Consider the following 12961-nt stretch of genomic DNA (forward strand, 5'->3'; position numbering starts at 1 on the left):
GACCGGCGGGAGATCCCACGTTCGCCCGCACCACTGCTACCGGGAGCGGGTCTGCGGGGCGCGGCCGTCACCCGAACGTCCGGCGGCCGGACGGACCAGTCGGGCGCGTCCGGCCGCCGATCGGGCGATCAGTGGCCGAACACCGGGTAGTGGTCGGAGAAGTCGGTGTAGGAGTACGTGCGGAACCAGGACGTCACCGTCCATACCGGACTTTTCACCCGGCGGGTCTCGTTGGTCAGCAGCGGGCCTTGGAGGGTGAGCACGTAGTCCAGGTGCTCGGACGCGTACTCAGGGCCGTACTGGCCGCGGCAGACGGAGTTGTCGGCGCAGTCCCACGAGTGCGGGTGCCCGGTGTACGGGGGCGCGGGCGCGTCCAGGTCGGCCAGCATCGCCGGGTACTCGGGGCCGTCCTTGATCACGTTCAGGTCGCCTGCCACGTACAGCGGCTCGTCGGCGGGGATGCCCTCGGCGGCCAGGAAGGCGGCGATCTCGGCGCGCTGGGCGGCGCGTACGGCCGCCGCGTCAGCGCAGGCGGGGTCCTCGGCCTGCATGTGCGTGCCGATCACGTGCACGGGACCGGCGGGCGAGGCCAGTCGGACGTAGGCGAACCCCTTGTTGGCGAGGCGGTCCGCGCCGCAGCCGGTGGTGTAGACGTGCTGGGCGCGCTCGGCGATCGGCCACCGGCTGAGGATCGCGACGCCGCCGTCCTCGGGGGTGGTGTCGCCGTAGGCGCCGGTGGTGGCGTCCCAGCCTGCGCGCGAGCGGCCGACGGTCGGCGTGCGGTGCGGATAGGTGTCGGCGAGGTTGGCCAGCAGGCGGTCGCCCGCGGCGTTGTCGAACAGCTCCTGCAGCACGACGACGTCCTGCCCGGCGAGGACGCCCTCCCGGTCGATCAGGTCGGCGCGGGTGCTCTGGCCCCAGTTCGGGTAGAGGGCGCGGGACAGCATGAACACGTTGTAGGTGGCGATCTTCGGCGCCACGGCGGCCGCGGCGGGCACGGGCGGGACCGCCAGGACGGCGGCCAGGCCAAACGTGAGCAGGGTTCGCATCTTCATGGCGGCGATCATGCTGGCCCGCGCTCGCCGGGCACAAGCACGGCGGGCGAGTGTTCACCGCGCGCTCGACGGCCACCTGCCGACGGGTAACCTTCCGCCGCCACAGCGGACGAGGGGGTAGCTATGACGGCGGTGGACGAGGACAGACGCACGCGGAAGCAGGGCAGGCTGTGGCGCGTCGCGCTCCTGGTCATGGCCGCCGCGCCCGCGGCGCTCGCGCTGTGGCAGGCGGCGCGCGGATCGCGCACGCACGTGCTGCTCGACTACTGGCACGTCCTCGCGAAGATCACCGACGACCAGGGCGGGCTGGTGCCCGGCCAGGTCGCGAGCTACCACCTCGAGCAGCCGTTCCTGGTGCCGTCGTTGATCTTCTGGCTGGACGCGCAGGTGCTCGGCGGCAGCAACCGCGCCCTGACCGTGGTGACCGTGGCGCTGCTGGCGGGCGTGGTGGTCCTGCTGGCCACCATGCTTCCCCGCGCGCTGGACCCGACGCTGCGGGCGGCGCTCACGGCCGGGTTCTCGTTCCTCGTGTTCAGCCCGCACGCGCTCGAACTGTGGGCGCAGGCGACAACGGGATCAGCTGGGCGCCCGCCGTCTTCCTCAGCGTGGCCGCGCTTTCGCTCGCCCACCACGGGCGAACGGCCTGGGGTTACGCGTGCGCGGGACTGGCGACGCTGTCGTTCGGGGTCGGGCTGCCGGTGTGGTTCGCGCTCGCGCTCGTCGTGTGGGTCCGCCGCGGCCGCGCGTGGGTCCCCGCCGCCGTCGGCGTCGCCGTGGCGCTGCTGTGGGTCCTCACCAAGCCGGACGGGATGAACTCCGGCGCGGTCGCGGGGTTCCAGCCCGCGGACCGGCTGTCCGTCGCCATGGCGGCGCTGGGCGGGGTGTGGACCGCGCAGAGCCCGGACCTGGCCGTCCTCGCCGGGGGCGTGACCGCCGGGGTGCTCGTCCTCCTTGCCTACTCCGCGCTGGGACGGCGGCGCGCCGCCGACGCGGGCTGGGTGGGCCTGGCCTGCTACGCCGTCGCCCTGGCTGCGCTGATCGGGGCGGGGCGGACCACCGGGGGCGGGAACGTCGGCCTGGTCAGCCGGTACGCCATCGTCGCCGCGCTCGCCCTGTGCGCGGTGATCGGGCTGCTCGCGCTCAGCGAGCGCCTGCCGCGCAGGCACCTCGTCGTCGGCGTGCTGGTCGTCGGCGCGGTCACGTTCAGCCTGGGCGCGCCCAAGGCGGCCGACGTCCGCCGGTCGTACGGTCCCCTTGAGGTCGCGGCTGCCGCCCTGCGCGTCGAGGCGCCCGCCGCCCTCGCGGAGCTGCGCATCCAGAGCGGCGTCATCCCGGCCGCGAAGGCCATGGGCATGTACCCCTTCACCGACTTCACCCTCGGCTGCGGGGACCACGAACTCGACGGGACCGTCGACCGCGCCCTCATCCGCCCCCTGCCCGCCGGGAACGGCGTGGTCGACACCCGCCCGGCCACCGCGGACGCCGTGCTCACCGGCTGGACCGCCATCGACGGCCGCCCCGCCGACTGCGTCCTCGTGCTCGACCCGCTCGGCCGCATCGTCGGCGGCGGCGTCACCGGGCTGCACCACCCCGGCCTCCCGCCCGACCTCGGCCCCGCGGGCTGGCGCGCGGTCGCCCGACCCGGGATTTCGGACATCACCGTCGTCGCCGTGGCCGGGTCGGCGTACTACGAGCTGACCGGCTGACGAGGCTCAGCCCGGATGGACGAGGCCGTGGGCCATGCCGCTCGCCGCACGGTCCCGCTGCTGGCTGCGTCCGCTGCCGCCCCTCGGATCGGCTGCCGCTGGCGACGACGTGAGCCCGGTCCCGGGCGTCGGTTCGGCCAGGGCACGGCTGATGGCCCAGTTCGTCATCGTCGAGCCGGAGGCCGAGGACGCCACACCCCTGCACGGACACTGATCGCGTTGTCTCCCTTCTCTAGAACAGAACCGGGGTGTGCGGCAGGAGAGCGTCGTTGCGGGCGTCGGCGAGTTTGCGGGCCGTGGCCCCGCCGATGAGCGAGGGCAGGTAGCGGTCCGCTGGCCAGACCTGGATGGGGGTGTCGCCCAGCAGGTCGGGCAGGAACAGCGCCATGGGCTGCGCGGACCGCGCCTGCGGGATGGTCTGCGTCCCCTCGACGCGCAACTCGGTCCAGTTGGGGCCGTGGAAGGTCCACGGGGTGTCCTGCTGCCAGCGCGGCGGCTGGAAGACGTGCCTGCGGGCGCCGCGCACGGTGACCGCGGTGGCGCTGGTCGACCAGTGCGCGGAGCGCCCGCGCCGCACGGGTGGCGCGCCGCGGTGGTAGAAGACGGTGGTCCGGCGGCGCTCGTGGAACCGCACCTCGTGGAACCGCTGCCCGTGCGGGGTGTGGTGGACGAACCGCAGCCGGTCGCCGCGCCGGTACAGCGCGGCCTGCGCTGCCGCGGCGGCGTCGGCGAACGCCTGGGTCAGGGGTCTGCCGCGGTGATCCCCGAACTCACCGAGCACTACCACCGGGATGTCGTCGGATCCAGACTCGAACGCGCGCGCGTGCACCACGGTGTCGTATCCCGCCTTGCCGTACGGGATGACCGCGTCGTGCACGAGCCGCCAACTGATGTCCTGCATGCTCCTCCTTCCCGTTGGTATCGACCATACGTTCGACCACCGACAATTCCGCGACGTCAGCCGAAGGGCGGACGCACATCCGCGACGGTGTACTCCATGACGCGGTCGGCGACGATCGCGATGCCGGTGTCCGGGGCCGAGGCGACCGCCCGCCACGCGTCGAGGGCCGCGCGGGACTCCCAGCGCTCGAAGTTGTTCACCCGGCCCCGGTCGAGCGGGTCGGCGGCGATGACCAGGTCGAGACACCCCGGCGCCCGCCGCGCCCGCCGCACCAGGTCCCGGTGGGCCTCCACGAACGCGTCCCGCTCGCCCGGGTCGACCTCCACGTGCCCTGCGATGATCACCATGCTCGTCCCTCTCGTCGATGGCCTCACCCAGGTGATACGTCCCGGCCCAGGCGAACTCATCGGCGCGCGGCGTCAGCCCGCGGGGAGGGAGATGACCATGGTGAGGCCGCCGCCGGGGGTGTCCTCGGCGGCGATGGTCCCGCCCATGGCGTCGATGAAGCCCTTGGCGACGCTGAGGCCCAGGCCGATGCCGGGGGTGGCGCGGTCGCCGAAGCGGTGGAACGGGGTGAAGACCGTGTCGGCGGCCTGTTTGGGCAGGCCGGGGCCGTGGTCGACGACGCGGAGTTCGACCTGGTCGCCGTGGGTGCTGGCGCGGACGGCGATGCCGGGGGCGCCCGCGCCGTGGCGCAGGGCGTTGTCGATGACGTTGGCGACGACGCGTTCCAGCAGGCCGGGGTCGGCCAGGACCGGGGGCAGGCCCTCGTCCACGTCGACGGTGACGGTGCGGCGTTCGTCGATGCCTGCGAGGGCCTGGGCGACGACCTCGTCGTAGCCGACCGGGCGGAGTTGGGGGGTGACCGCGCCGGTGGCCAGGCGGGAGGAGTCCAGGAGGTTGTCGACCAGACCGGCCAGCCGGTCGGCGGACTCCTCGACGGCGGCCATCAGCTCGGCGGTGTCGGCCGCGGAGAGCTCGATGTCCGGGGCGCGCAGGCTGCCGATGGCGGCCTTGATCGAGGTCAGCGGGGTGCGCAGGTCGTGGCCGACGGCCGAGAGCAGGGCGGTGCGCAGTTCGGTGGTGGCCGCGCGCCGCTGGGCATCGGCGGTCTCGGCGGCCATCCGCTGCTGGCGCAGCGCCAGGAGGGCCTGGCCAGCGGCGGCCTCCAGCACCCGCTGGTCGCTCGCCGACAGGGAACGCCCGCGCAGCGCCAGGTGGACGTCGGCGGTCACCGGGACGTCGACGTCGGCGTCGTCGGGTTCGGCGCACGGCCGCGCGCCCACGCAGGCGACCCGCTCCCACCGGCCGTCGCGGCGTTCGAGCAGGGCGACCGAGTCGAGGCCGAAGTGCTCGCGGACCTGGGTGAGCAGCCGCGCCAGCGGGTGCGGGCTGAGCACGGCCCGCGAGTACGACGCCAGCAGCGCCGCCTCGGTGCGGGCGCGGGCGCCCTGCTGGGCCAGCCGCGCCGCCCGGTCGACCACCAGCGCCACGAGCACGGCGACGATCACCATGGCGGCCAGCGAGATGATGTTGCGCGGCGCGGCCACGGTGAGGCTGTGGTACGGCTCGGTGAAGAAGAAGTTGAGCAGGCCCGCCCCCAGGAACGCCGCCACCAGCCCGGGTCCGAGCCCGCCGACCAGGGCGACGACGACGGTGGCCAGCACGAAGCCGAGCAGCACCGTCGACAGCTCGATCCGGTCGCGCAGCAGCAGGCACAGCGCCGCGGACGCGGCGGGCAGCAGCAGGGCCATCAGCCATCCGACGAGCAGCCGCGAGCGCTGGAACGAGCTGCGGAGCACGCGCCAGCGCAGGCCGCGGCGGGCCTCGTCGTGGGTGACCATGTGCACGTCGATCGGCCCGGACGCCTGGATGACGGCCGCGCCGATGCCCTCGTCGAACACCCGGGCCAGCCGCGGCCTGCGGGAGGTGCCGAGCACCAGCTGCGTCGCGTTGACGCCGCGGGCGAAGTCCAGCAGCGCGGTGGGCACGTCGTCGCCGACCACGGTGTGGAAGGTCGCGCCGAGGTCGTCGGTGACCTCGCGGCAGCGGGCGACGGTCCCCGGCGACGCGCCCTCGAGCCCGCCCCCGCGCAGGACGTGCACGACGAGCAGGTCCGCGCCCGCGCGCAGGGCGATCCGGCGCGCGCGGCGGATCAGCGTCTCGCTCTCCGGCCCGCCGGTGATCGCCGCGACCACGCGCTCGCGGGCCTCCCAGGTGTCGGTGATGTCCTGTTCTGCGCGGTAGCGCTGCAGGGCGACGTCCACCTGGTCCGCCACCCACAGCAGGGCCAGCTCGCGCAGCGCGGTGAGGTTGGCGACGCGGAAGTAGTTGCCCAGCGCGGCATCGATCCGGTCGGCGGCGTAGACGTTGCCGTGGGCGAGCCGCCGCCGCAGGGCCTGCGGGGTGATGTCGACCAGTTCGACCTGCTCGGCGCGGCGCACGACCGCGTCGGGCACGGTCTCGCGCTGGCGGATGCCCGTGATCCGCTCGACGACGTCGGTGAGCGACTCCAGGTGCTCGATGTTGACCGTGGACAGCACGTCGATGCCCGCGTCGAGCAGTTCGTCGACGTCCTGCCAGCGCTTGGCGTTGCGCGAGCCGGGCGCGTTGGTGTGGGCGAGCTCGTCGACGACGGCCACCTCGGGCCTGCGGGCCAGCACGGCGTCGATGTCCATCTCGGCGCCGCGACGCGGAACCGTCTCCAGGCCGTCGAGCAGTTCGGCGGTCCTGGCGCGCCCGTGCGTCTCGACGAGGCCGACCACGATGTCGGTGCCCCGCTCCGCCCGCCTGCGCGCCTCCCCCACCATGGCGAACGTCTTGCCGACGCCGGGCGCGGCCCCGAGGTAGATGCGCAGCTCACCGCGCCTGCGTGTGCTCTCCACGCCCCCAGTCTGCTCCGCGGCGGCCAAGCGGCGCGGGTCAGCGGATGGCGGCGATGGCGTCGAGCAGGCGGGACTGGAACTTGTCCGGCAGCGGCACGTACCCGGACTCGGTCATGCCCGCCTGGCCCGCGGTCGCCGCAGTGTTGAGGAACGCCTTCACTGCCGTCACGGTCCCCGGGGAGTACCCGGTGGAGCAGACGATCTCGTAGGTGACGAGCACCAGCGGGTAGGCGCCGGGGCTGTCGCTGGCGTAGAGGGCGTCGAGGTCGAGGACGAGGTCGTTGCCCTTGCCCTTGATGGTCGCGGCCTCGATGGCCTTGCGCGCGGACTCCACGCTGAGCGGGACCGGGCCGGAGCCGCTGTCGATGGCCGCCATCCGCAAGCCCTTGTCCTGGGCGAAGGACCACTCGACGTAGCCGATCGCGCCGCGGCTGGCGGCCACCGCCTCGGCGACGCCGGGCGATCCCTGGCCGCCTTGGCCGATGCCGCCGTTGAACGTCTTGCCCGCGCCCTTGGTCCACGCGCCGTCGGATGCGGCGGTCAGGTACTTCTGGAAGTTGTCGGTGGTGCCGGACTCGTCGGCGCGGTAGACGACCGCGATCGGGAGGTCCGGCAGCGCCGTGCCGCCGTTGAGGGCGGCGATGGCCGGGTCGTTCCAGCGGGTGATCGCCCCGCTGAAGATCTCGGCCAGCACCGCGCCGTTCAGCGTGAGGTCCGTCAGCCCGTCGACCTGGTAGACGACCGCGACCGGGCCGAACACCAGCGGCAGGTTCCACGCCGGGTTGCCGCCGCAGCGCGCCGCGGCGTCCTCGACCTCGCCCTTCTCCGCCTTGAGCGCGGAGTCGCTGCCGCCGATGTCGACGATGCCCGAGACGAACTGCTTGACGCCCGCGCCGGAACCGCTGGCGGTGTAGGACATCTGGAAGCCGGGGCACTGGCGCGTGTAGGCGGCGATGAACACGTCCATCGCGCCCTTCTGGGCGGTGGAGCCCTCCCCGGTGAGCGCCTGCTCGCCGCCGCACTCGACCGGGACGGTCGCCGTCGGCGCGGGCGCGTCGCCGCCCCCGATCGACCACCGGACGGTGTTGACGTCGCTGCCGCAGGCAGACAGGGCCAGGCACAGCGCGGCCGCGGCGGCGGCGCCCCGCTTGTTCGTCACTGCCACGTCCTCCGCCCGGAACCCGCGTCCACCGCCATGAAATGAACGATAGATGAACATCGGTCCGGTCACTGACCAGGGGTCATGCGGTGGCGAGCAGCTCACGGACGCGGGGGATCACCCGGTCGCCGTAGAGCCGGATCGACGCCATCCGGTGCTCGTGCGGCAGCGGTCCGGCGCTGTACTTGAGCTGGAACCGGGACAGGCCCAGGGTGCGCACGGCCCAGGCGATCTTGCGGGCCACGGTCTCCGGCGAGCCGACGAACAGCGCGCCCGTGGGACCGGCCATGGCGTCGTAGTCGGCGCGGGTCATCGGGGACCAGCCGCGCTCGGCGCCGATCTTGGCGAAGGACGCCTGGTGGTGCGGGAAGTGCTGGGCCACCGCCAGGTCGTCGGTCTCGGCGATGTGGCCGGGGCTGTGCATCGCGACCGGCAGCTCGTCGTGCCCGGCCTCGCGCAGCGCCCGGCGGTACAGCGCGGCCAGCGGCGCGAACCGCTCGGGTGAGCCGCCGATCACGGCCATCACCAGCGGCAGGCCGTACGCCGCCGCGCGGACCACGGACTGCGGCGTGCCGCCGACGCCGACCCACGCGGGCAGCCGCCCGGACTCGGTGAGCGGGTAGGCCTGCGCGCCGTCCAGCGGCGGGCGCACGGTGCCCGCCCAGCTGACCGGCTTCTCGTCCAGCAGGCGGGTGAACAGGTCCAGTTTCTCGGCGAAGAGCACCTCGTAGTCGGCCAGCGAGTACCCGAACAGCGGGAACGACTCGGTGAACGAGCCGCGGCCCAGCGTCACCTCGGCGCGGCCCCGGGAGAGCGCGTCGAGGGTGGCGAACCGCTCGTACACGCGGACGGGGTCGTCGGAGCTGAGCACGGTCACGCCGGTGCCCAGGCGGATGCGCTCGGTCCGCGCCGCGATCGCGGCCAGCACGACGTCGGGCGAGGACACTGCCATCTCCGGGCGGTGGTGCTCGCCGACGCCGAAGTAGTCGACGCCCACCCGGTCGGCCAGCACGCCCTCGGCCACGACCTGCCGGATCGCCTCGGCCTGGGCGATCGGCTGCCCGTCCGCGCCGTTCTCGACGTCGCCGAAGGTGTCCAGGCCGAACGTCGGCGCCTGCGGTGTGCCCAGGATGTCGGTGTCCATCCCACTCCTCCCGAGTAGTTGCCTCGGCAAACACCCGGGCCGGGGCGGGTTATTCCAGGATCGCGGCGAGGGCGTCGGCCAGCACCCGGGGCTCCGGGCCGTGGTCCTGGCCGGGCAGGACGGTCCTGGTCGCGGTGGGCAGGGCGGCGGCGACGGCGTCGGCGGCCTCGGGCATGCCGGGGAAGGTGCGGTCGCCGGAGAGGACGGCGACCGGGACGGTGACGCCCGCCCAGCGGGTCGGCCAGTCGGGGTCGAGGGTGATGTCGTTGAGCGCGGTGAAGTCGTAGCGCAGGGTGGGCGCGACGGACACCATCGCGGGCCAGGCGGGCGACGCCGCGATGCCCTCGACCATCTCGGGCGCCACGCCGATGACCGCCGTCAGGCCGTGGCGCATGGCGGCGTCGTGGTCGCCCGCGTCGAGGAGGCGGCGCAGCTCGGTGATCTTGTCCGAGTTGTCGGCCCCGGGGAAGAACGGCGGCTCGTACAGCACCAGGCCGGTCACCCCGATCCCGGCCGCGGCGGCGGGCAGCGCGACGGTGGCGCCCGACGAGCTCGCGTAGAGCGTCGCGGTCCCGCCGACGGCGGCGATCAGCGCGGCGACGTCGGCCACCTCGCGCTCGACCGACCAGTCCGGGTGGTCGCCGGAGCGGCCCCGGCCGCGCCGGTCGTAGTCGACGGCGGTGAACCCGCGCTCGGCCAGCAGCTTCGCGGCCGTCGTGGTGCGCGCGTCGATGGCCCGGAACTGGGTGGCGCCGCCGATGAACACCACGGCGGGCCCGCTCCCGTAGGCGTCGTAGTCGATCGTGGTGCCGTCCGCCGAGGTCGCTGTGCTCATGGCCATGGCTTAGCACACCAGGGCAAACGCCGAGGCGCTCTGGGCCGATGTCCCTACTCCCCGCCCGACCGTTCTCGTCAGCACCGAGGGCCTGATGCCGAATTCGTGATCACCCTGTTGGCCCAAACCACTTGACGGGGTTCCCGGGCATCGGTGACGGTTTTGACCGGTCGATGACAGGAGTCGCTGATGGCGGTGACGGCGCGTGAGCGGCCCGCGGAGTCGGGCGTGCGCGAGGTGGGGCTGGTCGGGTACTGCGTCGACACCGGCTCCAACCTGCTGATGGACGCCTTCCTGCGCGCGTTGTCCGCCCGGGTCGAGGCCGCGGGCGGCCACGTCCTGCTGTTCAACGCCCCCGCCGGGGCCGAGGGCGTCGGGGTCTACACCGACCTGGCCGCGCGCCGGGCGGTCGACGCGTTCGTGCTGGCCGACACCGTCGTCGACGATCCCCGGCACGCGGCGCTGGCCCGGTTCGGGGTGCCGCTGGTGTCCTTCGGCCGGGCGCCGGTCGGCGGGTGGGTCGACGTGGACGGCGGGGCGGCGACCGCGGAGCTGGTGCGCGGGCTGGTCGCGCTCGGGCACCGGCGCATCGGGTTCCTCGGCTCCTGCACGCCGCGCGCCGCGGGCGTGGACGAGCGGCTGGCGGGCTGGCGGCGGGCCTGCGCCGACCTCGGGGTCAGCGGCGAGGTCGTCTGGGCCGAGGAGGACACCGTCGCCGCGGGCGAGCGGGCGGCCCTGCGGCTGCTGGGCTCAAGGCGTCCGCCGACGGCCATCGTCGGCGTGGACGACCAGGTGGCGATCGGCGCGCTGCGCGCCGGGCGCGGGGAGGTCGCGGTCACCGGCTTCGACGACTCGCCGCTGGCCGCGGTCGCCGAGCTGACCTCCGTGCGCCAGCCGATCGACCGGATCGTCGGCGAACTCGTGCGCCTGCTGACGACGGGCGGCGAGGAGCACGTGCTGCTGCGCGGCGAGATCGTCGCCAGGGCCAGCGCCCCGCTCGCGGCCCGTCAGGGCCGGTACGGGAAACCGGGGTACATGTAGCCCGCGCCCCAGAAGGGCACGTAGCCGTAGTAGCCGTACAGGTCGTCGGCGTAGGTGCGCTCGACGGTGAGGTCCGGGTCGTACACGGGCGCGCCGACGACGTGCTCGCGGTCCTGGTCGATGCGGATGTCGTCCTGCCCGACGGCGGTCACGGCGTCCACGGGCACGAGCACCTTCTGCTGCCCGATTCCGAGGAACCCGCCGGAGGCGACCTCCAGGAACCGGACCCGGCGCTCGTCCTCGTCGACGATCAGGCCGTCGACCGAGCCCACCTCCTCGCCCTTGCGGTCGAACACGGCGCGGCCCCGGACGTCGTCGTCGGGGTTGGCGAGGGTGAGGTCGGTGTCGCCGATGCGCACCAGCGTCGCGGTCATGGCACTCCTTCGATTCGGTCACCGGTCGCGTACCCGGACGCTTCGGGCGCGAAACGGGGTGTCGGATCGGCCACAGCGCCCAGCTCGCGGAGCCGGTCAGCGAGGAAGCGGCGGTCGGCGGGGTCGACGGCGAGCTCGGCGGCCCGCCGGTAGGCCCGCTCGGCCTCCGCCCGCCTGCCGAGGCGGCGCAGCAGATCGGCGCGGGCGGCGTGGAAGAGGTGGTAGTCGTCCAGGCCGTCGACGCAATCGATCAGCGCGAGGCCGTCCTCCGGGTCGGCGGCCATGGCCACGGCGATGCCGTGGTTGAGGGCGACGACCGGCGTGGGGGCGACGGCGAGCAGGTCGGCGTAGAGGGCGGCGATGGCCTGCCAGTCGGTCTCGGCGGCGGACGGGGCCTGGGCGTGCACGGCCGCGATGGTCGCCTGCAGCTGGTACGGCCCCGGGACGCCGTGCCGCAGGGCGCGGTCGAGCAGGCGGACGCCCTCGGCGACGCGGTCGGCGTCCCACGCGGCGCGGTCCTGGTCGGCCAGCAGGACGGGCCCGTCGCCGCCGCGCCGGGCGGGCGCGCGGGACTCGTGGAGCAGGAGCAGGGCGGTCAGGCCGAGGGCCTCGGGCTCGTCGGGCATGAGCGCGGCGACCAGCCGGGCCAGCCGGATGGCCTCAGAACGCAGCAGCTCGCCGTCGGGGGCGGTGTAGCCCTGGGTGTAGATCAGGTAGACGACGGCGAGCACGCCCGCGAGGCGTTCGGGCAGCAGGTGGTCGGCGGGGACCCGCAGGCCGATGCCCGTGTCCCTGATCCGGCGCTTGGCCCGGACCAGGCGCTGGGCCATGCCCGCCTCGCCGACGAGGAACATCCGCGCGATCTGGCCCGCGGTCAGCCCGCACACGGCCTGGAGCGTGAGGGCGACCCTGGTCTGCTCGGCCAGCGCGGGGTGGCAGCAGGTGAAGATCAGGCTCAGCCGCTCGTCGCCGATCCTGAGCAGGCGCTCCTCGGTGAGGTCCGGGACCACCGCGACGTCCGGGATCTCCCCCGGCGCCGGGTCGCGGTCCAGCCGGGCGCGCCGCAGCCGGTCGTAGGCGCGGTTGCGCGCCACGGTGAGCAGCCAGGCCACCGGGTCGTCGGGCGGGCCGTCCGACCAGCGGCGCAGCGCCGTGGCGCAGGCGTCCTGCAGCGCGTCCTCGGCGAGCTCGATGTCGCCGAGGACGCGGACGAGCGCCGCGAGCATCCGCGCCCGGTGCTCGCGGACGACCCGCTCGACGAGCCGGTCGCTCACGAGCCGTCGGGGACGACGGGCCGGACCTCGATGCTGCTCCACTCGGCCAGCGGGCACAGCGCGGCCAGCTCCAGCGCCTCGTCGAGGTCGCGGCAGTCGAGGACGTAGTAGCCGCCGATGTGCTCGTGGGACTCGGCGAACGGGCCGTCGGTGATCAGCGTCCTGCCGTCGCGGACGCTGACGGTGGTCGCGGCGCTCTCGTCGCGCAGGCGGCCGTGCGTGACCAGCACGTTGCGCCGCTTGCACTCCTCGGCGAACGCGTTGACCCTGGCCAGCGCGTCGGCGAAGCCGGGGTCGGTGGGGGCGGGCGGGGTGCAGTCGTAGACCAGGAACAGGTACTTCACGGTGTCCTCCGGGATTGGGGTCGGCCCTAGGACGATCGGGCCGCCCCGATCTCGACATCCTGGCCCGGAGAACCCGCGCGCACAGCCCGACTACTCCGGTTCGGTCTCGTCCTCGTCGGGCATCGGTTCCTGGTCGCGGCCCTCGTCGGCCCTGGTCGGGCGGTTGGCCCGCAGCATGCCCTCCATCTGGTGCTTCAGCTCGTCGTCCTGCCGGGGGCCGTGCTTGTCGCTCTCGCGGTGCAT

Annotated in this window: 15 protein-coding genes; 4 read left to right on the forward strand and 11 right to left on the reverse strand. The window is 74.3% G+C overall.

Features of this window, described 5'->3' with window-relative positions; all coding sequences use genetic code 11:
* Window positions 1-128: 128 nt before the first annotated feature.
* Window positions 129-1055, reverse strand: a complete 927-nt coding sequence (sph, locus tag IEY98_RS24760; protein ID WP_189213033.1) for a sphingomyelin phosphodiesterase — start codon at window positions 1053-1055, stop codon at window positions 129-131.
* A 123-nt stretch (window positions 1056-1178) separates the two neighbouring features.
* On the opposite strand from sph, the gene IEY98_RS32850 reads away from it, so the two are divergent.
* From IEY98_RS32850 to IEY98_RS24770, 3 genes are read left to right on the forward strand one after another with little or no spacing between them, the layout of a single operon-like run.
* Window positions 1179-1868: a hypothetical protein gene (locus tag IEY98_RS32850; RefSeq protein WP_229787384.1), complete on the forward strand. Its 690-nt coding sequence runs from the start codon at window positions 1179-1181 to the stop codon at window positions 1866-1868.
* The gene (locus IEY98_RS24765; RefSeq protein ID WP_229787386.1) at window positions 1754-2761 is read left to right on the forward strand and encodes a hypothetical protein; all 1008 of its coding nucleotides are present in this window, start codon (window positions 1754-1756) and stop codon (window positions 2759-2761) included. Before IEY98_RS32850 ends, IEY98_RS24765 begins: the two co-directional genes overlap by 115 nt.
* Window positions 2762-2795: 34 nt before the next feature.
* Complete coding sequence (locus tag IEY98_RS24770) at window positions 2796-2975, forward strand: hypothetical protein (RefSeq protein WP_189213034.1); 180 nt, start codon at window positions 2796-2798, stop codon at window positions 2973-2975.
* An 18-nt stretch (window positions 2976-2993) separates the two neighbouring features.
* On the opposite strand, the gene IEY98_RS24775 is transcribed toward IEY98_RS24770, so the two are convergent.
* The 6 genes from IEY98_RS24775 to IEY98_RS24800 all read right to left on the reverse strand — a co-directional run bounded on the left by IEY98_RS24775 (window position 2994) and on the right by IEY98_RS24800 (window position 9685).
* Window positions 2994-3662, reverse strand: a complete 669-nt coding sequence (locus tag IEY98_RS24775) for a hypothetical protein (RefSeq protein ID WP_189213035.1) — start codon at window positions 3660-3662, stop codon at window positions 2994-2996.
* A 56-nt stretch (window positions 3663-3718) separates the two neighbouring features.
* Window positions 3719-4009, reverse strand: coding sequence for a putative quinol monooxygenase (locus tag IEY98_RS24780; RefSeq protein WP_189213036.1), 291 nt, complete (start codon window positions 4007-4009; stop codon window positions 3719-3721).
* A gap of 72 nt (window positions 4010-4081) precedes the next feature.
* Window positions 4082-6547 (reverse strand): sensor histidine kinase, encoded by a 2466-nt coding sequence (locus IEY98_RS24785; protein WP_229787388.1) that lies wholly within the window; start codon window positions 6545-6547, stop codon window positions 4082-4084.
* A gap of 37 nt (window positions 6548-6584) precedes the next feature.
* Window positions 6585-7712 carry a phosphate ABC transporter substrate-binding protein PstS gene (pstS, locus tag IEY98_RS24790; RefSeq protein ID WP_373292450.1) on the reverse strand — a complete coding sequence of 376 codons (1128 nt, stop codon included), beginning with the start codon at window positions 7710-7712 and terminating at the stop codon, window positions 6585-6587.
* 76 nt (window positions 7713-7788) lie between these two features.
* Window positions 7789-8850 (reverse strand): LLM class flavin-dependent oxidoreductase, encoded by a 1062-nt coding sequence (locus IEY98_RS24795; RefSeq protein ID WP_189213037.1) that lies wholly within the window; start codon window positions 8848-8850, stop codon window positions 7789-7791.
* A gap of 49 nt (window positions 8851-8899) precedes the next feature.
* The gene (locus IEY98_RS24800) at window positions 8900-9685 is read right to left on the reverse strand and encodes an alpha/beta fold hydrolase (RefSeq protein ID WP_189213038.1); all 786 of its coding nucleotides are present in this window, start codon (window positions 9683-9685) and stop codon (window positions 8900-8902) included.
* Between the two features lie 189 nt (window positions 9686-9874).
* On the opposite strand from IEY98_RS24800, the gene IEY98_RS24805 reads away from it, so the two are divergent.
* A complete protein-coding gene (locus tag IEY98_RS24805; protein ID WP_189213039.1) occupies window positions 9875-10726 on the forward strand; it encodes a substrate-binding domain-containing protein in 852 nt (283 codons plus the stop codon).
* On the opposite strand, the gene IEY98_RS24810 is transcribed toward IEY98_RS24805, so the two are convergent.
* The 4 genes from IEY98_RS24810 to IEY98_RS24825 all read right to left on the reverse strand — a co-directional run bounded on the left by IEY98_RS24810 (window position 10693) and on the right by IEY98_RS24825 (window position 12961).
* Window positions 10693-11100 (reverse strand): PRC-barrel domain-containing protein, encoded by a 408-nt coding sequence (locus IEY98_RS24810; protein WP_189213040.1) that lies wholly within the window; start codon window positions 11098-11100, stop codon window positions 10693-10695. The two genes, IEY98_RS24805 and IEY98_RS24810, sit on opposite strands and share 34 nt — an antisense overlap.
* The gene (locus tag IEY98_RS24815; RefSeq protein WP_189213282.1) at window positions 11097-12326 is read right to left on the reverse strand and encodes an RNA polymerase sigma factor; all 1230 of its coding nucleotides are present in this window, start codon (window positions 12324-12326) and stop codon (window positions 11097-11099) included. Before IEY98_RS24815 ends, IEY98_RS24810 begins: the two co-directional genes overlap by 4 nt.
* A 44-nt stretch (window positions 12327-12370) precedes the next feature.
* Window positions 12371-12718, reverse strand: a complete 348-nt coding sequence (locus IEY98_RS24820; protein ID WP_189213041.1) for a YciI family protein — start codon at window positions 12716-12718, stop codon at window positions 12371-12373.
* Between the two features lie 90 nt (window positions 12719-12808).
* Window positions 12809-12961, reverse strand: coding sequence for a hypothetical protein (locus tag IEY98_RS24825; RefSeq protein ID WP_189213042.1), 153 nt, complete (start codon window positions 12959-12961; stop codon window positions 12809-12811).

This window comes from Actinokineospora fastidiosa (assembly GCF_014648415.1).
GTDB classification, from domain to species: domain Bacteria; phylum Actinomycetota; class Actinomycetes; order Mycobacteriales; family Pseudonocardiaceae; genus Actinokineospora; species Actinokineospora fastidiosa.